Below are 20,918 nucleotides of genomic sequence, written 5' to 3'. Positions count from 1 at the left end.
ATTGTATTTCGCGGATTTTCAGGAAGGAGACGATGAGAACGCAGCGAAATCCGCTTCGGACGCTCGATAAACTCGATCACAAGATTTTGAGCATCCTGCAGCAGGACGGACGCATCGCGATGAAGGATCTGGCGGAGCGTGTCGGCCTGTCGGTGACGCCGTGCATCGAGCGCGTGCGGCGCATGGAACGCGACGGCGTGATCACCGGCTACTACGCGCGCGTGAACCCGGCGCAACTGGGCGCGGCGCTGCTCGTGTTCGTCGAGATCACGCTGGATCATAAAAGCGGCAACATGTTCGACCAGTTCCGGCGCGAGGTTCAGCGCATTCCCGAAGTGCTCGAATGTCATCTCGTTTCGGGCGATTTCGACTATCTGATCAAGGCGCGCATCGGCGAAATGGCCGACTACCGCAAGCTGCTCGGCGACATTCTTTTGCAACTGCCCGGAGCCGTGCAGTCGAAAAGCTACGTGGTGATGGAGGAGATCAAGGAGACGCTGACCATTCCGGTCGACGTCTAAAAAACTGTTTGCGGTCGCGGCGCAATACTGTATATTTGTACAGTACTTCAAGACGCAACTCTGTGACCGCAATGCGCACGCCGGACGATGAATTCCCTGTCGCGCCGCCTTCGCCGCTGAAGGGGCGCGGCGCTGTGTCCAACCTTCAGGGCCGCTACGAGAAGGACGAGCGCGAGCGCGTCGACGACGGCTGGACGCACGAAACTGCCGAGGACGAAGGCTCGCCGCCGCTGCGCACGCAGGTTTTCGAGGAACGCGCGAAGAGTATTCTCACGCGCAACAACTCGCCGGACATCCCCTTCACGGTTTCGTTGAACCCCTACCGTGGCTGCGAACACGGCTGCATCTATTGCTTCGCGCGTCCGACTCACAGCTATCTCGGCCTCTCGCCGGGACTGGATTTCGAAAGCCGCATCTACGCGAAAATCAACGCCGGCGAATTGCTCGAGCGCGAGCTGGCGAAGCCGAGCTATCAGCCGGACCCCATCGCGCTCGGCGTAAATACGGACGCGTATCAGCCGGTCGAGCGCGATCTGAAGCTGACGCGGCGGGTGATCGAGATTCTCCACGACTGCGGGCATCCGTTCGGGGCGATCACGAAGTCGTCGCTGATCGAACGCGATATCGATCTGCTCGCGCCCATGGCCGAGCGCAAGCAGTTCATGGCGGCGATCACCGTTACGACGCTCGATGCCGACATCGCGCGCACGCTCGAACCGCGCGCCGCCACGCCGTCGCGCCGGCTGCGCACCATTCGCACGCTCGCGGAGGCGGGCATTCCGGTCGGCGTGAGCATCGCGCCGGTGATTCCGTTCGTCACCGAACCGGACCTAGAGCGCGTGCTGGAAGCCTGCGCGGAGGCGGGCGCGACCACGGCGAGCTATATCGTGCTGCGTCTGCCGTGGGAAGTGGCGCCCCTTTTCAAGGACTGGCTCGCCGCGCATTTTCCGGATCGCGCGGACCGCGTGATGAGCCGCGTGCGCGACATGCGCGGCGGCAAGGACTACGACTCGGACTTCGCCACGCGCATGAAGGGCGAGGGCCTGTGGGCGGACATGTTGAAACAGCGCTTTAGTCAGGCGACGAAGCGGCTCGGTCTAAACCTGCGCAATCGCGGCATTCTGGACATGTCGGAGTTCCAGCGGCCAGCGAGCGCGAAGGCCCAGCGGGCGGCGGCGCCTGCCGCTGGCTGCCAGTTGAACCTATTCTGACCTTATTGCGACAACGTCTTGGCGGCTTCCACCTGGCCTTCGAAATACGTCTGGAACGTCAGCGCGAGGCCCGTCATCAACAGGAATGCTCCGATCAGCAGCGAGAAGATCACCACGAAGATCACCGTCCAGCCCGAGTGACTCTGGCGGCCGGTATGGGCGTTGAACTGCGCGTCCCACTTCGCGTCGGGCCGCAGTCCGTAGACGATTGCCGAGAGAAATGCCGCGAGCAGCGACACCGCGCCCGGCAGGGCGAGCGCCCAGCCGAGCACCGACGTACGCTCGGTCGCGGCGAGCAGCAGATAGCCGACCGCGCCCATCGCGATCCCCACGATATGCGCCCAGCCGTACTTGTCGCGCATGCCATACAGATAGAAGCGGTGAAGCCCGATGCTGCCGAACAGAAACGCAAGCGCGGCGGTCAGTGTTTTCGAACGGAAGTAGGTCGGAGCCGCCTTGCCCGCAGGCTTGGACTCGGACTGCGCGGCAACGGACGAGGAAGTCATCTTGGAGAGCGGTGATAAGTGCAGATTCGTCATTTTACGATGCGGCGCGCGGCGTAGACAGAACGCGACATTTCGGTCGCGGCGGCTCCCGGCGCTGCACGTTGCCAGCAAAAAATGCGTTAAGTGTTTGTTAGGGCTTCGGATTCCCGTTATAATCGCGTGTTCTGGTAGTTCCGAACCCCGGTTTTCAAGGATTTCAGCATGGTCATCATCCGCTTGGCTCGTGGCGGCTCGAAGAAGCGCCCGTTCTACAACATCGTCGCAACCGATTCGCGTAGCCGCCGTGACGGCCGCTTCATCGAGCGCGTGGGTTTCTACAACCCGGTCGCCACCAAGGGCGAATCGCTGCGTATCGCTCAAGATCGCCTGACCTACTGGCAAGGCGTCGGCGCGCAACTGTCGCCGACCGTCGAGCGTCTGGTCAAGCAGTCGAAGCAAGCTCAGCCGGCTGCTTAAGCTGTCTTGTGCTTGTCGATTGAGTGGCGCGTCACGCCGTCAAGCGTGGCTGCTGCTCGGTCACTCCATATTCGCCCAAAGGTTCGCTGATGCCCGCGCGTGATCCCCAAAACGGCCACGAGTCCGGTTCCGTCAGTCAACCGAAGCCGGGGCAACAGGAAGGTGCCGCCACGTTCGGCGCGTTCGTCCGCAAGCCGGGCGCGCGCCGCGTGGCGGCCGGCGTTTCGGGCGCAGGCAAGTCCGAAGGCGGGGTCGAGGGCATCGAACCGGCGGAGCATCTGCCGGAAGATGCAGTCGAAGTCGGCTTCATCGTGGATGCCTACGGCCTGAAGGGCTGGGTCAAGGTCATGCCGCATGCGCACGGCAAGTCGGGCGGCGACGCGCTGCTCACGGCCAAGCGTTGGTGGCTCGTCAAGAATCGCGACCGCAAGTCCGCGCGCCGTTTGCAGTCGAAGGTGCACGGAGATTCGATCGTCGCGAGTTTGGCGGGTTGCGACGACCGCGACGCCGCGCTGACGCTGAAAGGCTACGCGGTGCATATCGCGCGGAGCGACTTTCCGAAGCTCGACGACGAAGACGAGTTCTACTGGGTCGATCTGATCGGCCTCGATGTCGAAAACGAAGCGGGCGTGGCGCTTGGCCGCGTCGCCGACATGATCGACAACGGCGCGCACTCCATCCTGCGGGTCGAGTACCCGGCCACGAACAAGGATGGCGAGCCCGTCACCGGCGAGCGGCTCATTCCGTTCGTCGGCGTGTACGTGAAGACGGTGGATCGGGCGGCGAAGCGTATCGTCGTCGACTGGGACGCCGATTATTGAAAGCCATCGGCAGAACACGGAGAGGGCGATGCAGTTCGATGTCGTGACGCTCTTTCCCGAGATGTTTCGCGCGCTGACCGACTGGGGTATTACCAGCCGGGCGGTGAAGCAGGGGCGGTTCGGTTTGCGTACGTGGAATCCGCGCGATTTCACCACCGACAACTACCGCACCATCGACGACCGTCCTTACGGTGGCGGCCCCGGCATGGTCATGCTGGCGCGTCCGCTGGAAGACGCGATCGATGCGGCCAAGACAGCGCAGCGCGAGCAGGGCATCGAGAACACGCGCGTCGTGATGATGTCGCCGCAAGGCGCGAAGCTGGACCATGATCGCGTGATGCGTTTCTCGCAGGAACCCGGCCTTGTGTTGTTGTGCGGCCGGTACGAAGCGATCGATCAGCGCTTGATCGATCGCGTGGTGGACGAGGAAGTGAGCCTCGGCGACTTCGTGCTCTCGGGCGGCGAATTGCCGGCCATGGCGCTGATGGACGCGGTCGTGCGCCACTTGCCCGGCGTGCTGAACGACGCGCAATCGGCGGTGCAGGACAGTTTCGTCGACGTATTGCTCGACTGTCCGCACTACACGCGCCCGGAGGAATACGAAGGCGTGCGCGTGCCGGATGTGCTGCTCGGCGGCCATCACAAGGAAATCGACGCCTGGCGCAGGCGCGAAGCATTACGCAATACGTTCATCAAGCGGCCCGATCTGATCGAGCGGGCGCGCAAAAGCAAGTTGCTGAGCCGTGCCGACGAGGCGTGGCTTGCAAGTCTCGCGAAGGACGCGTCGAAGCCGCAATAAGCTTCGGGCGACGAGCGGGACAAAAGGGGGCGCCGACCGACATCGGCGCCGGAAGTGAACCCATCCTCTACCGGGGCCTCATTACCAGAAGTCGAGGCACACAACTCCGGCAAGATGGCACAAGGAGTCAGTAATGAATCTGATTGAACAACTCGAGAAGGAAGAGATCGCACGCGTGCTGGGCGAGAAGGCCATCCCCGACTTCGGTCCGGGCGACACGGTCGTCGTCAACGTGAACGTCGTCGAAGGTACGCGCAAGCGCGTGCAGGCTTACGAAGGCGTCGTGATCGCAAAGCGCAATCGTGGCCTGAACTCGAACTTCATCGTCCGCAAGATTTCGTCGGGCGAAGGCGTCGAGCGTACGTTCCAGACCTACTCGCCGCTGCTCGCGAGCATCGTCGTGAAGCGTCGCGGTGACGTTCGTCGCGCGAAGCTGTACTACCTGCGCGAGCGTTCGGGCAAGTCGGCTCGAATCAAGGAAAAGCTGGTCTCGAAGGACCGTGCCGCTACCGCCGCCGAGTAAGCGCTCAGCAGCGCAGTCGCACCGGAAAAAGCACCCCTCGCGGGTGCTTTTTTCTTTGGTGTGTTCAAATCGTATCTTCCACATTCAGGCTTGAGACCCGTGTCCACTGGCAAGACATCGACTCCGCGTATTCTCGAACCCGAACTGATGCCCGTCGTCTCGACGGGCGAAGCCATGCCGCCCATTCCGCCGGAACACCTGACGCCGGATGGACTGCGCGAACGCTTCACGAAAGAACTCGACTGGACGCAGGAGCCGCCCGAGCAGCGCATCAAGGCGATCGGCGGCGATCCGCGCGTCGCTTCGGTGCTCGTGCCGCTCGTCGTGCGCGAGGGCGGGCTGACTGTGCTGTTGACTCAGCGAGCCGATCATCTGTCCGATCATGCCGGCCAGATCAGCTTCCCTGGCGGACGCCGCGAGCCCGAAGACGCCGATGCCGCCGCCACCGCGCTACGCGAAGCGCGCGAGGAAGTCGGCCTCGGCGCGGAGCATTGCGAAGTCATCGGCGCGATGCCCGACTATCTGACCGGCACGGGCTTTCGCGTGACGCCGGTCGTCGCGCTCGTCTATCCGCCGTTCACGTTGCAGGCCGACACGAGCGAAGTCGCCGATATCTTCGAAGTGCCGCTCGCGTGGCTCATGAATCCCGCGAACCACGAAGTGCGCGTGTTTCGCTGGGAAGGCGGCGAGCGCCGGTTCTTTGCCATGCCGTACGCGCCGTCCGAAGGCAAGGCGCCGTACTTCATTTGGGGCGCGACGGCCGGCATGTTGCGCAATTTCTATCGCTTCCTCGCTGCACGTTAGCCACGCTCGCAACGCGCGCAGCGACCGATCGTACAAAACGCGCAAGGCGCTGTGATATCGTTACGCGAAACTCGAATCAACCGACTGTTTCGGCGCTTCGCATGACTTTTTTCTCCGTATTGCTGGCTCTCATCATCGAGCAAGTGCGTGCCTTATCGCCGCACAATCCTGTTTCGTCGTTGCTTCAGTATCATGCGGAATCCACCGCGCACGGCTTCGATGCCGGCAAGCCCAAGCACGGCGTTCTCGCGTGGCTGCTGGTCGTATTGCCGTGGACGCTCGCGGTCGGCCTCGTGTATTACGTGTTGTATCGCATCAACTTCGTTCTGGCGTTCTTGTGGAACGTGGTGATCGTGTACTTCACGCTCGGCTTTCGCCAGTTCAGCCACTATTTCACCGACATCCATCTCGCGCTCAATAACGACGACGTTCCGCGCGCGCGCGAAGTGCTGACGGAGTGGACCGGGCTGGATACCGTCGATATGCCCGTGAGCGAAATCGTGCGGCACACGCTGGTTCATGCGGTGGTCGCGTCGCATCGGCACGTGTTCGGCGTGTTCTTCTGGTTTCTCATCCCGATCGGTCCGGCGGGCGCGGTGTTCTATCGCATCGCCGAATATCTGGCGCGTGCATGGGCGATGCCGAGCCCCGAGCGCACCGCGGAGTTCTCGTCGTTCGCGCAGCGGGCGTTCTTCGTGATCGACTGGATTCCGACGCGCCTGACCGCAATGGGCTTCGCGATCGTCGGCAACTTCGAGGACGCGATCTACGCGTGGCGCAATCACGCGCGGCAATGGCCGGACTCGAACGACGGCGTGCTGCTGGCCGCAGGCAGCGGCGCGTTGGGCGCGCGTCTCGCGGGGCCGCTCGCCGAACCGTTGAGCGTGGAAGCCCTCGCTGTCGGCGATGCAAGTCCGCTTCCCGTCGGCGACGACTGCACGCCGCGCACGTTGCAATCGGCGGTCGGCCTCGTGTGGCGCGCCGTCATCTTGTGGATGCTGCTCTTGCTGATGCTCACCATCGCGGTGTGGCTAGCGTGAGCGTCAGCCGTCGAGCGGATCGCGCTCCGTCTGACATTGCCAGCACACGGTGAACTGCGGCTCCAGCCGTTCGCCGCAATGCTTGCAGAACCAGGGCCGGGCGTTCGCGTCCGGCCCTTTTTGCGCGCGGTCCAGCATACGGCGCGCCAGCGCTTCGTCGCGATCGTCGACGATCCATATTTCCGGTGAACATTGATCGGCCGGGATCTCGCCTAGCGCACCGTTGAGATAGCGATTGTGCAGCTCGCACGGCACGCCCGCTGTCGCCAGCACATTCACCCAATGTTGTGCCGTGATCAGGTTGGGCGCCCACGTGAGCCGTTTCATCGCACGATCTGGCTGGCTTCGTGCACGAGTTGCGCGTAGAGCGCGTGCCGCTCCGGCCGGATCTTGCCGGCCTCGACCGCTTCGAGCACCGCGCACCCCGGTTCTTGCAGATGATGGCAGTTGTAGAAGCGGCAGTGGCCCAGATACGGGCGGAAGTCGGCGAATGCGCGTTCGAGTTGGCCTTCCGACAGGTGCTGCAGCCCGAATTCCTGAAAGCCGGGCGAATCGATCAGCGAGCCGCCGCCAGGCAACGTGTAGAGGCGCGTGAACGTGGTCGTGTGCCGGCCGCTGTTGAGTGCCGACGATATCTCGCGCGTGGCGGCGTCCGCATCGGGCACGAGCAGGTTCACGAGCGTCGACTTGCCCATGCCCGATTGCCCGAGCAGGATCGTCGCGCGGTTGCGCAGATGCGCATCCAGTTGCGGATGCACTTCGCCCGGACGCGCCTTCGCCGACAGTTCGATCACCGTGTAGCCGAGCTCGCGATACGGCGTGAGGCGTTCGCGCGCGAGCGGCAGCGCGTCCGTCACGTCGGTCTTGTTGAGCACGATGAGCGCGTCGAGTCCGTGCGCTTCGGCCGCAATGAGCGCGCGCCCGAGCAGGTCTTCGCTGAAGTGCGGCTCGGTGGCGAGCACGACCAGCAACTGATCGAGATTCGCGGCGAAGAGCTTCGACTTGAACTGGTCTGAGCGGTAGAGCAGATTGCGCCGCTCGCCGATCTCGATGATCACGCCCTGATCCGCCGACGACTGTTCGTACATCACGTGGTCGCCCACTGCCACGTCGCTCTTCTTGCCGCGCGGGAAGCATTGAAGCATCGCGCCGCCGTCGTCCGGCATCACGAGATAGTGCCGGCCGTGCGCGGCGATCACCGTGCCGCGAAGGCGCGCGGCGGACGACGCGCCGGTCTTGCGCGGGGCGCGCGTCGTCATGCGGCGTGTTGCATCAGACGGTCGATGCGCTGCGAGGCGGGCGGATGCGAATAATAGAACGCGGTGTAGATCGGATCGGGCGTCAACGTGGATGCGTTGTCCTCGTACAGCTTCACGAGCGCGTTGACGAGATCCTTCGGGTCGGTCTGGCTCGCGGCGAAAGCGTCGGCTTCGAACTCGTTCTTGCGCGATGTCAGGCTGCCGAGCGGCGTCACGAAGAACATGAACACGGGCAGCACGAGCATGAACAGCACGAGCGCGAGCCCGTTGTTGCCGCCGACGAGCGACGGCCGCACGCCCAACCCTTCGTAGAACCAGACCGTCTGAACGAGCCAGCCGAGCAGCGCGAGCATCGCGAGGCTGATGCCGAACATCACGATCATCAGCTTGAGCACGTGACGGCGCTTGAAGTGACCGAGTTCGTGCGCGAGCACCGCTTCGATTTCGCTGCCGGACAGCCGCGCGAGCAGGGTATCGAAGAACACGATGCGCTTGGCCGCGCCGAAGCCCGTGAAGTACGCGTTACCGTGCGCGGACCGGCGGCTGCCGTCCATCACGAAGAGGCCCTTGGCCGCGAAGCCCGTGCGCGACATCAAATTTTCGATGCGCGCGCGCAGCGCCTCGTCTTTCAGCGGCTCGAACTTGTTGAAGAGCGGCGCGATGAACGTCGGGTAAATGATCATGGCGAGCAACTGGAACGCGACCCAGACCATCCACGTCCACAGCCACCAGTAAGCGCCTGCGCGATCCATGAGCCACAGCGTGAGCAGGAGCAGCGGCGCGCCGATCACGACGCCGAGCACCGTGCCCTTAACCAGATCGACGAAGAAGAGCTTCTTCGACATGCGGTTGAAACCGAACTTCTCTTCCACAACGAAGTGGCGGATGTAGTCGAACGGCAGGTCGATGAGGCTCGTGATCGCGACGACCGACGCCACCAGCGCGATCTGCCCGAGATAACCGCGGCCGAGCCAGCCGGAGATGGCGTTGTCGAGCGCCTGCACGCCACCGAGCAGCGTCAGCGCGATCAGCACGACGGCGCTCGTCACGACCTCGATCATCGTGAGGCGCGTGCGCTCGATCGTGTAATCCGCCGCCCGCTGATGCGCCGCGAGCGGGATGGTGCCGGTGAACTGCGGCGGCACGCCGTTGCGGTGCGCGGCGACGTGGCGAATCTGGCGCGACGCGAGCCAGAGCTTGGTCGAGACCATGGCGGCGAGCGCCACGACGAAGACGGTCGAGAAGGCGAGCGAGAGGTGGGTCATCCGGGCATTCCGATTGAACTATGCGAGAATTATAGGTTCTTGGCCGTGTCGCCGTTGTCACATCATGCCATCGCGGTGGCTTAGCAGATGCCTTCGGCCCGCGCCTCATTCTCTTCTCAGGCAGCATCCATGACCGACTCTTCCGACCGTCCCGCAAGCGCTGACCTCGCCGCCGAATCCGCACTCGCGCGCAGCGACATGAATCTCATCTGGCTCGACATGGAAATGACCGGGCTGGACCCGGACAACGACCGCATCATCGAAATCGCCGTGGTCGTGACGAATTCGACGCTCGACAAGATGGTGGAAGGTCCGGTGCTCGCCATCCACCAGACGGAAGAAGCGCTCGAACGCATGGACGAGTGGAACCGCAACACGCACGGCCGCTCGGGGCTGATCGAGCGCGTGAAGGCGTCCACGGTGGATGAAGCCGAAGCGACGCGGCAGATTCGCGAGTTTCTCGGCCAGTACGTGCCGCCCGGCAAGTCGCCGATGTGCGGCAACTCCATCTGTCAGGACCGCCGTTTCATGGCGCGCTGGATGCCGGAACTGGAGACGTTCTTCCACTACCGCAATCTGGACGTCAGCACGCTCAAGGAACTGTGCCGCCGCTGGCAGCCGGCTATCTACAAGGGCTTCCAGAAGCGCGCGATGCACACGGCGCTCGCCGATATCCACGAGTCCATCGACGAACTGAAGTACTACCGCGAGCACTTCTTGATTCCGGCGGCGGCGAGCAGCGCGCCTTAAACCTTCGGCGGCCGGATCGCGCTCTTGGGACGAAACGCGGCGACGACTTCCGGCTGCGTGTCGATATACGGCCCGCCGATCAGGTCGATGCAATAGGGCACCGCCGCGAAGATGCCCGGCACGGTCGTCTTGCCGTCCGCGTCCTTCACGCCTTCCAGCGTCTCGCGGATGGACTTCGGCTGCCCCGGCAAGTTGATGATGAGCGCCGCGTGATCGGCGGTCTCGCGAATGACTGCCACTTGTCGCGAAAGGATGGCGGTCGGCACGAAGTTCAGGCTGATCTGGCGCATCTGTTCGCCGAAGCCGGGCATCGGCTTCGTGGCGACGGCGAGCGTGGCTTCGGGCGTCACGTCGCGGCGCGCCGGGCCGGTGCCGCCGGTGGTCAGCACGAGATCGCAGCCGAGCGTATCGACCAGTTCGATCAGCGTCGCGGAAATGGTGGCCGCGTCGTCCTGAATCAGCCGCGTTTCGGCGCGCCAGGGCGACGCCATCGCGCCGCCGAGCCACGCTTGCAGCGACGGCAAGCCCTTGTCCTCATACACGCCTTGCGACGCGCGATCGCTGATGGACACGAGTCCGACGATCAACTCGTCCGGATGACTGCGCTCAGGCTTCATCTTTGCCTTCCTCGTCGTTCTCGTCGATGTCTTCGTCTTCCTCGTCTTCCACGCCCGCCGCGTTCTTGATCCACTGGAACAGCTCGCGGTAGTAGCGCGGCGGCTTCTGCTGCTGGCGCTCCTTGCGCGCGTTGCGAATCAGCGTGCGGCCTTCCTGCGGATCGACGCCCGGATGCTCGCGAATGAAGTCGGTGAGCGCGGCGTCATCGGCGAGCAATTGTTCGCGTGTGCGCTCGATCCAGTGCAGCCGCGCCGTTTCCGCCTTGTTTACGCCGCGATGCGTGTCGAGCGCGGTGCGCAGCGCGGCGACTTCCTCGTCCGAAAGCGAGCGCATCACGCGCCCGACATACTGCAATTGGCGGCGCTTGCCTTCGTGATCCGTGATGCGGCGCGCTTCGCGCACGGCGCTGTCGAGATCTTCGGGCATCGGCATGCGCTTGAGCGCGTCTTTCGGCAGCGCGATGAGCGCTTCGCCGAGCTCTTGCAGCGCGTGCATCTCGCGCTTCAGTTGCGATTTGCTCGGGCGGTCGTAGGCCTGATCGGGCGCGTCGTCGCGATCGGCTTCCATCGGTTGAATGCGGGTTTTACGGTTCATGGCGACATTGTAGCTTGCGCTCGCGCGCGAGCCGACGCGGTCGCGGCGGGTGAACGCGCGCCGTCCTTGCTATGATCGCGTGGAGAGTCGGCGCGCGTCTTGAGCGACGACAGGCGCAACAACGGGCGCAACGACGGGCGCAACGACAGGCGCAACGACAGGCGCGACATTCATGACACGGAGCGCGACGGGCGCTTGCGCGGTCAACAAAACCGAAGGCAACGACACATGGCAGCAGACATCGACGTCAGGCAACGCTTTTTTCCGCACACGCAAGACGAGTTGAAGGAGATCGCGTCGGATATCCTGCGCTACGCGAAGGAACTCGGCGCGAGCGATGCCGCCACCGAAATCTCCGAAGGCGACGGCCTATCGGTGAGCGTGCGGCGCGGCGAAGTGGACACGATCGAGCATAACCGCGACAAGATGGTCGGCGTCACGGTGTTCATCGGCAAGAAGCGCGGCAACGCGAGCACCGCCGACTTCACGCGCGAGGCGTTGCGCGACACGGTCGCGGCGGCGTACAACATCGCGCGATTCACGGCGGAAGACAGCGCCGCCGGGCTCGCCGAGGAAGAACTGCTCGAGAAGTCGCCGCAGGACCTCGATCTCTATCACCCGTGGGACATCGACGCCGAAGAGGCCGCCGACATCGCGCGCCGCGCCGAGGCTGCCGCGTTCGCGGTCGACAAGCGCATCACGAATTCGGAAGGCGCGAGCGTGTCCGCGCAGCATTCGCAATTCGTGCTCGCGACTTCGCGCGGCTTCATGGCGGGCTATCCGTACTCGCGCCACTACATCGCGTGCGCGCCGATCGCGGCGAGCGGCCGCGATATGCAGCGCGACGACTGGTACACGTCCAAGCGCGACGCCTCCGAGCTTGCCGATCCGGAAGCGGTCGGGCGCTACGCCGCCGAGCGCGCGCTCGCGCGCCTGAACGCGCGCAGCCTCGACACTCGCAAGTGCCGCGTGTTGTTCGAAGCGCCGCTCGCCGCGGGCATTCTCGGCGCGTTCGTGCAGGCCGTGAGCGGCGGGGCGCTGTATCGCAAGACCACATTTCTCGTCGACAGTCTCGGCAAGCCGGTGTTCGCGCCGCACATTCAGATCGTCGAAGACCCGCACGTGCGCGGCGGCATGGGCAGCGCGCCGTTCGACGAAGAAGGCGTGCGCACGCAGCGGCGCAATGTCGTCGAAGACGGCGTGGTGCAGGGCTATTTCCTCTCGACGTATTCGGCGCGCAAGCTCGGCATGCAGACGACCGGCAACGCGGGCGGCTCGCACAATCTGTCGATGAAGAGCACGCACACGCAGCCCGGCGACGACTTCGAAGCCATGCTGAAGAAGCTCGGCACGGGCCTGCTGCTGACGGAGCTGATGGGGCAGGGCGTGAACTACGTGACGGGCGATTACTCGCGCGGCGCGTCGGGCTTCTGGGTCGAGAACGGGGAGATCCAGCACGCCGTGGAGGAGATCACGGTCGCGAGCACGCTACAGGAAATGTTCCGCCATATCGAAGCCGTGGGCGCGGATACCGTGGTGCGCGGCACCAAGGCAATCGGCTCGGTGCTGATCGAGCGGATGACGGTGGCGGGGCAGTAAGCGCTTCCCGCGCTGCTGCTGGCGAAACGAAAGGCCCCGGACGACGCGCAGTCGTCCGGGGCCTTGGTCTTTGTTACGCGCGCCGCTCGTACGTGACGAACGCGAACTCGAAGTCGTTGGGCGCCGCCGCGCGATGCCGCTCGCGCGACACTTCGCGCCACAGCGACGCGTCGGGCGCGGGAAAATGCGTGTTGCCGTCGAAATCGGCGTCGATTTCCGTGACGATCAGCTTGTCCGCGCGGCCGATCGCATCGCCATAAAGCTGCGCGCCGCCGATCAGGAACGCCTCGGCCGCGCCGTCGGCAGTCGCGAGGGCGAGGGCTTCGTCGATGCTCGTCACCGTGTCGCAGCCTTCGAAGCGGCGCGTGGCGTCGCGCGTCACGACGATGTTGCGCCGCCCGGGCAACGGCCGCCCGATCGACTCGTGCGTCTTGCGTCCCATGATGATGGGCGCGCCCATCGTCGTGCGTTTGAAGAAGGCGAGGTCTTCGGGCAGGCGCCACGGCAGTTGGTTATCGCGTCCGATCACGCCGTTGCGTGCGCGGGCGACGATGAGAGTGAGCGTCGTCATGTGCAGTCAGGAGAGAGGCGGCGCGCGCCGCCGGGCCGGGGCACGCATTCTAACCGACGCGCTGCCATCGACGAGGGGCTCAGCCTCCGGAAGCGTCCTCGGCGTCGTCGCGATAGGCGCGCGGGATTTCCGGCGCGATCTCGTCCCACAACGTCACGCTCGGAATGGCGGCCGGTCCGCGCCTGCCCGCGGCGTCTGAATCATTGGCCGCACTGTTATTGATCGCGGACCAGTCGAATACTTGCGTCTCGCTCGCGTCCGGCTGCCCATTAGCTGTCAATTGAAGGTGCGGTAAATTGTGATCGAGAGCCATTGTCAATGCATTGAACGAAGTAATTAATTCCAAAAGTCAGTATCGGGAAATAAAATCGCGGGTCGACAGGTATGAAAGACAATTCGCCGTTTCATTCGTAGGGCGCGCGGGCGAAACCATAGCTAAATGCATGCCATCCGCATCGCGGCCTTGACAGGCAATGCGCCCAGCGAAGCGGGTCTGAGTGAATCGGTGAAAACCTTCGGAAAACGTTTCATGCGCGAAACGTCGGGCAAGAAAGGGCGAAATCCTGGGCAGAATCGGTATAAGCTCTCGTCGTATAAAATGCACGACGCAAACTTGCAATAAATCCGTGCGAAGCTGGTCGCGAGCCTTAGCCAGCAAGGTTTCGCGACGAGTCAAGCGGTCTCGGACGGTATTTGTTTTTGGTGATTCTGGGTTATAGTAGTCTCTTCAATGCGGCGCAGAATCAAACCAAAAGGGTTTCGCGGAAGGCTGCCGGCGCCATGCGCGGCACGTTCCAGGGGGCGAGGTATCGAATTGCAAGTCCGTACGCATCACCTGCGAGGGCCAAGAATTCTGCTTGAAGCGAAAGCCTGAACTACGCGACCTTTTCAACGAACGTTGAACCAAGGATCTGAATAATGGACGTCGCTCGGCGGCAACTGATCTATGTGACTCGGGACCCCAGCGAAACGCTATGCGCGCGTTTCGAGGAACGCGGCTGGCAAATCGAGATCGTGGCAAGCGCGCGCGACACGCGCAAAGCGTTGCGCAGCGACCTCGCGATGGGCGGGCTGCTCGATTTATCGGGACATTTCGAATCACACGAACTGGCGGCGTTCGAATCGTCGCTGACCATGACCAACGTCGGCTGGGTGGCGGCAACCGTCGCCGGCCAGCTCGAAGACGCTGCAGTGCGCCGGTTGATCCGCGACTACTGTTTCGACTACGTCACGCTTCCCACGTCGAACGACCGCGTGGTCGATTCGGTCGGCCACGCCTACGGCATGGTGGCGCTGCACGACGCGGCGTCGAACGACGCGCGCAGCGAGGGCCGCGCCGAGGGCGAGATGGTCGGTTCGTGCGACGCCATGCTCGCGCTCTTCCGCTCGATCCGCAAAGTCGCGATGACGGACGCGCCCGTCTTCATTTCGGGCGAATCGGGCACCGGCAAGGAACTCACCGCCGTCGCCATCCACGAGCGTTCGGCGCGCCGCGATCAGCCGTTCGTCGCGATTAATTGCGGCGCGATTCCCGCGCATCTGCTGCAATCCGAGCTCTTCGGCTACGAGCGCGGCGCTTTCACGGGCGCGAATCAGCGCAAGATCGGCCGCGTGGAAGCGGCCAACGGCGGCACGCTTTTCCTCGACGAAATCGGCGATCTGCCGCTCGAAAGCCAGGCGAGCCTGTTGCGCTTCCTGCAGGAGCGCAAGGTCGAGCGTCTCGGCGGCCACGGATCCACGCCGGTGGACGTGCGCATCATTTCGGCGACGCACGTCGACATGCAGACCGCGATGATCGAAGGGCGTTTCCGCGCCGACCTGTATCACCGTCTTTGCGTGCTTCAGATCGACGAGCCGCCGCTGCGCGCGCGCGGCAAGGACATCGAACTGCTCGCGAAGCACATGCTCGACCGCTTCAAGAAGGACGCGAGCCGCCGCCTGCGCGGTTTCTCCCCGGATGCGATCGCCGCGATTCACAACTACGGCTGGCCGGGCAACGTGCGGGAACTGATCAACCGCGTGCGCCGCGCCATCGTGATGTCGGAAGGGCGGCAGATCACCGCGCGCGATCTCGAACTCGGCGAATATGTCGAAGTGGCGCCCGTCTCGCTCGCGCAGGCGCGGGAAGCGGCCGAGCGGCAGGCCATCGAGCTCGCGCTTCTGCGGCATCGCGGGCGTCTGGGCGACGCGGCGCACGAACTCGGCATCTCGCGCGTCACGCTGTATCGGCTGCTGAGCGCGCACGGCATGCGTCACATCGAAGTGGACGCGCCCCCGGAACACGCCACGCGCGGCTGACCGGCGCATCGTTTCCGCTCACCGCAACGGGCGCCGCAAGGCGCCCGTTCTTCTTTTTACGAACGCCAGCGCCGAGGCGGGCCGCTTGATAAAATCGGTGGTTTCCGCCTCTCTTCGCGTGGCCCGTGCCCGCATTCAAGGAACATCGAATGAAACAGTATCTCGAGCTCGTCCAGACGATCCTCGATACCGGCACGTGGCAGGAAAACCGCACGGGCATCCGCACCATCAGCATTCCGGGCGCGATGCTGCGCTTCGATCTGCAAGAAGGCTTTCCCGCCGTCACGACGAAAAAGCTCGCATTCAAGTCGGCGATCGGCGAGATGATCGGTTTTCTGCGCGCGTCGAAAAGCGCGGCGGACTTCCGCGCGCTCGGCTGCAAGGTGTGGGACGCGAACGCGAACGAAAATCCGCAGTGGCTCGAAAATCCGTATCGCCGCGGCACGGACGATCTCGGCGACGTCTACGGCGTGCAGTGGCGCAATTGGCCCGCGTACAAGCTGATCGACGCCGGCGCGGGCGACCAGATCGCCGATGCGACCAACCGCGGCTATGAACTCGTGACGAGCTTCGTCGAAAACGGGCGCGAGCAGGTGTTGCTGTACAAGGCCATCGACCAGTTGCGCCAGTGTCTCGACACCATCATCGAGCGGCCGACTGACCGGCGCATTCTCTTTCACGCGTGGAATCCTGCGAAGCTCGACGAGATCGCGTTGCCCGCGTGTCATCTGCTGTATCAGTTCATCCCGAACGTGGCGAAGGGCGAGATCTCGCTGTGCCTGTATATCCGCAGCAACGACGTCGGCCTCGGCACGCCGTTCAATCTGACCGAGGGCGCGGCGCTCCTGCATCTCGTCGGGCGGCTCACGGGCTACAAGCCCCGCTGGTTCACGTACTTCATCGGCGACGCGCACATCTACGAGAATCAGCTCGACATGCTCAACGAGCAGTTGAAGCGCGAGCCGTATCCGCTGCCGCAGTTGATCATCTCGGATCGCGTGCCGGATTACGCGGTGACGAAGCGCTATGAGCCCGAGTGGCTGGAGAAGGTCGAGCCGAGAGACTTCGCGCTGGAAGGCTACCGTCATCACGATCCGATCAGCGCGCCGATGGCGGTTTGATCGAATCTAGAACCTCTGCAACGCGCGGCTCCGGTCGCGCGTTTTTGTTTCTAGCGTCCCGATAGAAACGCTTCGAAATGTCGCTGCCCCGCGGGCGTCACGCGCAACACGCGGCGCTTGGCGGTGTGCTCGACCCAGCCGTGCGTTTCGCACGCTTCGAGATACGCCGCGCCGAGCGCGCCGCCCAAGTGCGGACGCCGCTCGCTCCAGTCGATGCACGTGCACGCAAAACGCCGCCGCCGCGCGCGCTGCGCTGTCACGTCTATGCCCAGTTCCGCGAACGCGTGCGCCCCGTCGGGCGTGGTGTCGAGCGCGGACGATTCGCGCGTCGCAAAATCGCCGGGCGCGGCCGCGAGCCAGCGGCGCGCGAGCATGCCGTCGAAGAGCCGCACGGCCAGTTCGCCCGCGAGGTGGTCGTAGCAGGTGCGCGCATAGCGCATCTCGAGCGGCACGGCGCTCGCCGGACGCTGCGGCGCGGCTTGCGGCGCGCTCGCGCGCGCGAGGTTCGCGAGCGCCTCGATGGCGGCGGCGATATCGGGCGTCGCGATGCGGTAGTAGCGATGCCGCCCGCTGACTTCGAGCGCGAGCAGCCCGCCTTCGGTCAGCCGCGCGAGATGCGCGCTCGCGGCGGACGGCGACAGGCCCGCGATCATCGTCAGTTCGCCGGCGGGACGCGCGGTGCCGTCCATCAGCGACCAGAGCATCGCGGCGCGGCCCGGATCGGCCAGCAGCGCGCCGATGCGCGAGAGGCCGGGACAATGCCGCGAGCGAACGTCATCGAGAGCGGAATTCATGGCAAGGGCACGCAAAAGAAGGGTACGCAACGGTCGATGCCACCACTCTAGCGCGCTCGCGCACCCGACGTTTCACATCCGCGTGAAATGTCGATGCGGCGCTAGCGGCGCTAGAATGGTCGCTCGTATCTCCCTTGTATCACCACGCAGCCAGGAATTCGCATGTCTAAGCTCATCACGGCAGCCGCGCTCGCCGTTCTCACCCTGTGCGCGGGCTGCGCGGGCGGGCCGTCGTCGTCGGCGGGCGGCGGCAGCATCACGATGTACGGCACCATGGATCAGGGCGTCACGGTTCACAACTAGCCGCCAATTTTCGCGGCCTATAATCGCGGCTTCTTTCTTCGCTGCGAGCCGCCATGACCACGCCGACCCCGCCCGCCGCCTTGCGCGCAGGCCGCGCCGAAACCACCTTCCGCTTCCTTGCCGAGCCGATTTCCGTCAATTTCGGCGGCAAGGTGCATGGCGGCGCGCTCATGAAATGGATCGACGAAACCGCCTACGCCTGTGCCGCGATGTGGAGCGGACGCTATGCCGTGACGGTGAGCGTCGGCAACATTCGCTTCAGGCGGCCGATTCTCGTCGGCAATCTCGTCGAGTTGCGCGCGCGCGTCGTGCTGACGGGACGCACCAGCATGCACATTCACGTCTCGGTGCACGCGGGCGATCCGAAAGTCGGCGAACTGGAGCAGACCACCGACTGCCTGATGGTGTTCGTCGCCGTCGACGAAAAGGGGCAGCCCACGCCAGTGCCGGCGTTCGTGCCCGAATCGGAAGAAGAGAAGCGTCTCGCGAAATACGCGATGGACGTGAAAGACGCGCTCGATGCAATCGTCGAGCTGAAGCCGGAAGAAGTGGCGGCGGGCAAGGTCTGATGCCGACTTCGCGTTCAGCGCGACGCGCTTCCGTTCACGACTGCGCTTCTGCGCCGGCTCGACCGTCCCGTGCGCCCGACGCGACTACGCCGTGCGAACGCTGGCCGTAGCAGGCGCGCTCGCCCGACTTGCGCTTGTTGACCGAAAACGCCTGCGAACGCCTGCTGCCTGCCGACCATTCGCGTGCGCACGACGCCATTGCGCCGTGCGAACGCTGGCCGTAGCAGGCGCGCTCGCCCGACTTGCGCTTGTTGACCGAAAACGCCTGCGAACGCCTGCTGCCTGCCGACCATTCGCGTGCGCCCGACGCGACTGCGCCGTGCGAACGCTGGCCGTAGCAGGCGCGCTCGCCCGAATAGCGCTTGTTGATCAAAACGCCTGCGAACGCCTGCTTCCTGCCGACCATTCCCGTGCGCCCGACGCGACTACGCCGTGCGAACGCTGGCCGTAGCAGGCGCGCTCGCCCGAATTGCGCTTGTTGACCAAAAACGCCTGCGAACGCCTGCTTCGTGCCGACCATTCGCGTGCGCCCGACGCCACTGCGCCGTACGGACGCTTGCCGTAGCAGGCGCGCTCGCCCGACTTGCGCTTGTTGACCGAAAACGCCTGCGAACGCCTGCTTCGTGCCGACCATTCGCGTGCGCCCGACGCGACTACGCCGTGCGAACGCTGGCCGTAGCAGGCGCGCTCGCCCGACTTGCGCTTGTTGACCGAAAACGCCTGCGAACGCCTGCTTCCTGCCGACCATTCCCGTGCGCCCGACGCGACTACGCCGTGCGAACGCTGGCCGTAGCAGGCGCGCTCGCCCGAATTGCGCTTGTTGACCAAAAACGCCTGCGAACGCCTGCTTCGTGCCGACCATTCGCGTGCGCACGACGCCATTGCGCCGTACGAACGCTTGCCGTAGCAGGCGCGCTCGCCCGAATAGCGCTTGTTGATCAAAACGCCTGCGAACGCCTGCTTCGTGCCGACCATTCGCGTGCGCACGACGCGACTGCGCCGTGCGAACGCTCGCCGTAGCAGGCGCGCTCGACCGACTCGCCCTTGCCGGCCGAGAGCGCCTGAGACCGCCCGAGACCGCCTACTTCCTGCCGACCATCTCGTGCGGCTTCACCCATTCGTCGAACTGCTGCTCGGTCACGTGCCCGAGCGCGAGCGCGGCGGCCTTGAGCGTGGTGCCTTCCTTATGCGCCTTCTTGGCGATCTGGGCGGCCTTGTCATAGCCGATGTGCGGATTGAGCGCCGTCACCAGCATCAGCGATTCGTTAAGCAGGCTGTCGATGCGCTCCTGATTCGCCTCGATGCCCACCGCGCAGTTGTCGTTGAAGCTCTGCGCGCCGTCCGCGAGCAGGCGGATGGACTGCAGCACGTTATGCGCGATCATCGGCCGGAACACGTTTAGCTCGAAATTGCCGCTCGCGCCGCCGAAGTTCACCGCCACGTCGTTGCCGAACACCTGACAGCAGAGCATGGTCACGGCTTCGGACTGCGTCGGGTTCACCTTGCCCGGCATGATGGAACTGCCCGGCTCGTTCTCCGGAATCGATAGTTCGCCCAGGCCGCAGCGCGGGCCGCTCGCGAGCCAGCGAATGTCGTTGGCGATCTTCATCATGCTCGCCGCGACGGTTTTCAACGCGCCGTGCGCGGCGACGAGCGCGTCGGCGGCGGCCATCACCTCGAACTTGTTGGGCGCGGTTTCGAACGGCAGGCCGGTCAGCTTGCCGATGGCCTGCGCCACTTTCACCGCGAACTCCGGATGCGCGTTCAGCCCCGTGCCGACCGCCGTGCCGCCCTGCGCGAGTTGATAGAGATGCGGCAGCGTCGCTTCGACGTGGCGGATGCCCTGGTCGAGTTGCGCCACATAGCCGGAAAACTCCTGACCGAGCGTGAGCGGCGTCGCGTCCTGCAAGTGCGTGCGGCCGATCTTCACGATATCCGCGAACTGCTTCGCCTTCTGGTCGAGCGTCTCGCGCAGCGTCTTGAGCGACGGCACCAGATGCTTGACGATCGCATACGCGGCGGCGACGTGCATCGCGGTCGGGAACACGTCGTTGGACGACTGGCCGCGGTTCACGTCATCGTTCGGATGCACGAGGCGCTCTTCGCCGCGCGGCCCGCCGAGCAGCTCGCTCGCGCGATTGGCGATCACCTCGTTCAGATTCATGTTCGTCTGCGTGCCGGAACCGGTCTGCCACACGGCGAGCGGAAATTCGTCCGGATGCTTGCCGTCGATGATCTCGTCGGCCGCCTGCATGATCGCCTGCGCCTTCTTTGCGTCGAGCACCTTCAGGTCCTGATTCACCTCGGCGGCGGCGCGCTTGATGATCGCGAGCGCGGTGATGAGTTCGGGCGACTGCTTTTCCGTCGATATCTTGAAGTTCTGCAACGACCGCTGTGTTTGCGCGCCCCAGAGCTTGCCGTTGGGCACGGCGATCTCGCCGAACGTGTCCTTCTCCATACGTACATCGCCCTGTGCGTTCTGTGTCATGGCCTGAT

Annotated in this window: 26 protein-coding genes; 14 read left to right on the top strand and 12 right to left on the bottom strand. The window is 64.5% G+C overall.

Going from position 1 to position 20,918, the window contains the following annotated elements; all coding sequences use genetic code 11:
- The first annotated feature begins 32 nt into the window (after window positions 1–32).
- Together HWX53_RS21260 and HWX53_RS21255 are read left to right on the top strand one after the other, a co-directional pair.
- Window positions 33–521 (top strand): Lrp/AsnC ligand binding domain-containing protein, encoded by a 489-nt coding sequence (locus HWX53_RS21260; RefSeq protein WP_175944590.1) that lies wholly within the window; start codon window positions 33–35, stop codon window positions 519–521.
- Window positions 522–592: 71 nt separating this feature from the next.
- On the top strand, window positions 593–1,732 hold the full coding sequence (locus HWX53_RS21255) for a PA0069 family radical SAM protein (protein ID WP_175945256.1): 1,140 nt from the start codon (window positions 593–595) through the stop codon (window positions 1,730–1,732).
- Window positions 1,733–1,734: 2 nt separating this feature from the next.
- On the opposite strand, the gene HWX53_RS21250 is transcribed toward HWX53_RS21255, so the two are convergent.
- Window positions 1,735–2,238 carry an NINE protein gene (locus tag HWX53_RS21250; protein ID WP_244140209.1) on the bottom strand — a complete coding sequence of 168 codons (504 nt, stop codon included), beginning with the start codon at window positions 2,236–2,238 and terminating at the stop codon, window positions 1,735–1,737.
- 201 nt (window positions 2,239–2,439) lie between these two features.
- Here HWX53_RS21250 and rpsP point away from each other — a divergent pair, with 201 nt between their 5' ends.
- The 6 genes from rpsP to HWX53_RS21220 all read left to right on the top strand — a co-directional run bounded on the left by rpsP (window position 2,440) and on the right by HWX53_RS21220 (window position 6,681).
- Complete coding sequence (gene rpsP / locus HWX53_RS21245) at window positions 2,440–2,694, top strand: 30S ribosomal protein S16 (RefSeq protein WP_175944588.1); 255 nt, start codon at window positions 2,440–2,442, stop codon at window positions 2,692–2,694.
- 89 nt (window positions 2,695–2,783) lie between these two features.
- A complete protein-coding gene (rimM, locus tag HWX53_RS21240; RefSeq protein ID WP_175944585.1) occupies window positions 2,784–3,515 on the top strand; it encodes a ribosome maturation factor RimM in 732 nt (243 codons plus the stop codon).
- Between the two features lie 28 nt (window positions 3,516–3,543).
- Window positions 3,544–4,314 (top strand): tRNA (guanosine(37)-N1)-methyltransferase TrmD, encoded by a 771-nt coding sequence (gene trmD / locus HWX53_RS21235; RefSeq protein ID WP_175944583.1) that lies wholly within the window; start codon window positions 3,544–3,546, stop codon window positions 4,312–4,314.
- A 133-nt stretch (window positions 4,315–4,447) separates the two neighbouring features.
- Window positions 4,448–4,837 carry a 50S ribosomal protein L19 gene (gene rplS, locus HWX53_RS21230; RefSeq protein WP_159836713.1) on the top strand — a complete coding sequence of 130 codons (390 nt, stop codon included), beginning with the start codon at window positions 4,448–4,450 and terminating at the stop codon, window positions 4,835–4,837.
- A gap of 147 nt (window positions 4,838–4,984) precedes the next feature.
- On the top strand, window positions 4,985–5,641 hold the full coding sequence (locus tag HWX53_RS21225) for a CoA pyrophosphatase (protein ID WP_175945252.1): 657 nt from the start codon (window positions 4,985–4,987) through the stop codon (window positions 5,639–5,641).
- Between the two features lie 101 nt (window positions 5,642–5,742).
- Window positions 5,743–6,681, top strand: coding sequence for a CobD/CbiB family protein (locus tag HWX53_RS21220; protein ID WP_175944581.1), 939 nt, complete (start codon window positions 5,743–5,745; stop codon window positions 6,679–6,681).
- Window positions 6,682–6,684: 3 nt separating this feature from the next.
- Here the strand turns inward: HWX53_RS21220 and HWX53_RS21215 are convergent, their stop codons facing one another.
- The 3 genes from HWX53_RS21215 to HWX53_RS21205 are packed head-to-tail and all read right to left on the bottom strand — an operon-like array spanning window position 6,685 to window position 9,205.
- A complete protein-coding gene (locus HWX53_RS21215) occupies window positions 6,685–7,008 on the bottom strand; it encodes a DUF2007 domain-containing protein (RefSeq protein ID WP_175944579.1) in 324 nt (107 codons plus the stop codon).
- Window positions 7,005–7,940, bottom strand: coding sequence for a ribosome small subunit-dependent GTPase A (gene rsgA, locus HWX53_RS21210; RefSeq protein ID WP_175944577.1), 936 nt, complete (start codon window positions 7,938–7,940; stop codon window positions 7,005–7,007). Before rsgA ends, HWX53_RS21215 begins: the two co-directional genes overlap by 4 nt.
- Complete coding sequence (locus HWX53_RS21205; protein ID WP_175944574.1) at window positions 7,937–9,205, bottom strand: M48 family metallopeptidase; 1,269 nt, start codon at window positions 9,203–9,205, stop codon at window positions 7,937–7,939. Before HWX53_RS21205 ends, rsgA begins: the two co-directional genes overlap by 4 nt.
- Before the next feature lie 129 nt (window positions 9,206–9,334).
- Here HWX53_RS21205 and orn point away from each other — a divergent pair, with 129 nt between their 5' ends.
- Window positions 9,335–9,955, top strand: a complete 621-nt coding sequence (gene orn, locus HWX53_RS21200; RefSeq protein ID WP_175944572.1) for an oligoribonuclease — start codon at window positions 9,335–9,337, stop codon at window positions 9,953–9,955.
- Here the strand turns inward: orn and mog are convergent.
- Together mog and yjgA are read right to left on the bottom strand one after the other, a co-directional pair.
- The gene (gene mog, locus HWX53_RS21195; protein ID WP_175944570.1) at window positions 9,952–10,572 is read right to left on the bottom strand and encodes a molybdopterin adenylyltransferase; all 621 of its coding nucleotides are present in this window, start codon (window positions 10,570–10,572) and stop codon (window positions 9,952–9,954) included. The two genes, orn and mog, sit on opposite strands and share 4 nt — an antisense overlap.
- Complete coding sequence (gene yjgA / locus HWX53_RS21190) at window positions 10,562–11,167, bottom strand: ribosome biogenesis factor YjgA (RefSeq protein WP_175944567.1); 606 nt, start codon at window positions 11,165–11,167, stop codon at window positions 10,562–10,564. The genes mog and yjgA overlap by 11 nt, the downstream gene beginning before the upstream one ends.
- A 228-nt stretch (window positions 11,168–11,395) precedes the next feature.
- Between yjgA and pmbA the strand changes: the two genes are divergently transcribed.
- Entirely contained in the window at window positions 11,396–12,766 is a 1,371-nt protein-coding gene (pmbA, locus tag HWX53_RS21185) for a metalloprotease PmbA (protein ID WP_175944565.1), read from the top strand.
- 73 nt (window positions 12,767–12,839) lie between these two features.
- On the opposite strand, the gene HWX53_RS21180 is transcribed toward pmbA, so the two are convergent.
- Window positions 12,840–13,337, bottom strand: coding sequence for a dihydrofolate reductase (locus HWX53_RS21180; protein WP_175944563.1), 498 nt, complete (start codon window positions 13,335–13,337; stop codon window positions 12,840–12,842).
- A 79-nt stretch (window positions 13,338–13,416) separates the two neighbouring features.
- Window positions 13,417–13,650, bottom strand: a complete 234-nt coding sequence (locus tag HWX53_RS21175) for a hypothetical protein (protein WP_175944561.1) — start codon at window positions 13,648–13,650, stop codon at window positions 13,417–13,419.
- Between the two features lie 605 nt (window positions 13,651–14,255).
- Here HWX53_RS21175 and HWX53_RS21170 point away from each other — a divergent pair.
- Both HWX53_RS21170 and HWX53_RS21165 read left to right on the top strand, forming a co-directional pair.
- Window positions 14,256–15,635 (top strand): sigma-54 dependent transcriptional regulator, encoded by a 1,380-nt coding sequence (locus tag HWX53_RS21170; protein ID WP_175944559.1) that lies wholly within the window; start codon window positions 14,256–14,258, stop codon window positions 15,633–15,635.
- Window positions 15,636–15,784: 149 nt separating this feature from the next.
- Window positions 15,785–16,756, top strand: a complete 972-nt coding sequence (locus HWX53_RS21165; protein WP_175944557.1) for a thymidylate synthase — start codon at window positions 15,785–15,787, stop codon at window positions 16,754–16,756.
- A 50-nt stretch (window positions 16,757–16,806) separates the two neighbouring features.
- Here the strand turns inward: HWX53_RS21165 and HWX53_RS21160 are convergent, their stop codons facing one another.
- Window positions 16,807–17,550, bottom strand: a complete 744-nt coding sequence (locus tag HWX53_RS21160) for a helix-turn-helix transcriptional regulator (protein ID WP_175944555.1) — start codon at window positions 17,548–17,550, stop codon at window positions 16,807–16,809.
- 162 nt (window positions 17,551–17,712) lie between these two features.
- On the opposite strand from HWX53_RS21160, the gene HWX53_RS21155 reads away from it, so the two are divergent.
- Both HWX53_RS21155 and HWX53_RS21150 read left to right on the top strand, forming a co-directional pair.
- The gene (locus HWX53_RS21155) at window positions 17,713–17,853 is read left to right on the top strand and encodes a hypothetical protein (RefSeq protein WP_175944553.1); all 141 of its coding nucleotides are present in this window, start codon (window positions 17,713–17,715) and stop codon (window positions 17,851–17,853) included.
- Window positions 17,854–17,906: 53 nt separating this feature from the next.
- Window positions 17,907–18,422 (top strand): acyl-CoA thioesterase, encoded by a 516-nt coding sequence (locus HWX53_RS21150; RefSeq protein ID WP_175944551.1) that lies wholly within the window; start codon window positions 17,907–17,909, stop codon window positions 18,420–18,422.
- A 34-nt stretch (window positions 18,423–18,456) separates the two neighbouring features.
- On the opposite strand, the gene HWX53_RS21145 is transcribed toward HWX53_RS21150, so the two are convergent.
- From HWX53_RS21145 to fumC, 3 genes are all read right to left on the bottom strand, one after another.
- The gene (locus HWX53_RS21145) at window positions 18,457–18,828 is read right to left on the bottom strand and encodes a hypothetical protein (protein WP_175944549.1); all 372 of its coding nucleotides are present in this window, start codon (window positions 18,826–18,828) and stop codon (window positions 18,457–18,459) included.
- The gene (locus tag HWX53_RS21140; RefSeq protein ID WP_175944548.1) at window positions 18,792–19,409 is read right to left on the bottom strand and encodes a hypothetical protein; all 618 of its coding nucleotides are present in this window, start codon (window positions 19,407–19,409) and stop codon (window positions 18,792–18,794) included. The genes HWX53_RS21145 and HWX53_RS21140 overlap by 37 nt, the downstream gene beginning before the upstream one ends.
- Before the next feature lie 94 nt (window positions 19,410–19,503).
- Window positions 19,504–20,910 (bottom strand): class II fumarate hydratase, encoded by a 1,407-nt coding sequence (gene fumC, locus HWX53_RS21135; RefSeq protein WP_175944546.1) that lies wholly within the window; start codon window positions 20,908–20,910, stop codon window positions 19,504–19,506.
- Window positions 20,911–20,918: the final 8 nt, after the last annotated feature.

It is taken from the genome of Caballeronia sp. BCC1704, from assembly GCF_902833455.1.
Classification (GTDB): domain Bacteria; phylum Pseudomonadota; class Gammaproteobacteria; order Burkholderiales; family Burkholderiaceae; genus Caballeronia.
Note: the sequence above shows the minus strand (reverse complement) of the source record. Positions and strands in the feature narration are given on the sequence as shown.